This window comes from Halomonas sp. ND22Bw (assembly GCF_003011945.1).
GTDB classification, from domain to species: Bacteria; Pseudomonadota; Gammaproteobacteria; order Pseudomonadales; family Halomonadaceae; genus Halomonas; species Halomonas halophila.
Map to the genome: position 1 here is coordinate 1 of NZ_PXWD01000114.1, position 490 is coordinate 490.

General features: G+C 66.1%; 1 protein-coding gene. It reads left to right on the forward strand.

What is annotated here, in order from left to right; all coding sequences use genetic code 11:
* A partial coding sequence (nusG, locus tag CVH10_RS17235) for a transcription termination/antitermination protein NusG (RefSeq protein ID WP_106489338.1) occupies positions 1-382 on the forward strand: 382 nt, incomplete at its 5' end.
* Positions 383-490 lie beyond the last annotated feature (108 nt).

Sequence of the window (490 nt, forward strand, 5' to 3'; positions counted from 1 at the left end):
GAACTCCGAGCGCAAATTCTTCCCCGGCTATGTGCTGGTGAAGATGGAAATGACGGACCAGGCCTATCACCTGGTCAAGAATACGCCCAAGGTCACCGGCTTCCTGGGCGCGGCGGGCGGCACCAAGCCCCTGCCGGTCTCTGAACGCGAGGTCCAGAACATCATCGGCGCCGTGGAAGAGGGCGTCGAGCGTCCCAAGCCCACGATCCGCTTCGACATCGGCGAGAAGGTCAAGGTCATCGACGGCCCGTTCGCCAGCTTCGACGGCTCGGTCGAGAGCGTGGACGAGGAACACGCCCGCCTGCGCGTCGCCGTGTCCATCTTCGGCCGCGCCACGCCGGTCGAACTGGAGTACGCCCAGGTGGAGAAGGTCGCGGCCTGAGGCCGGCCTTTGATGCAGAATTGAAGGGCCGCCTCGGATCGCCGGGGCGGCCCTTTTTGTTTGTCGACGGGATCAGGCGCGCACGGCGGCGGCCAGATAGCAGCCCCG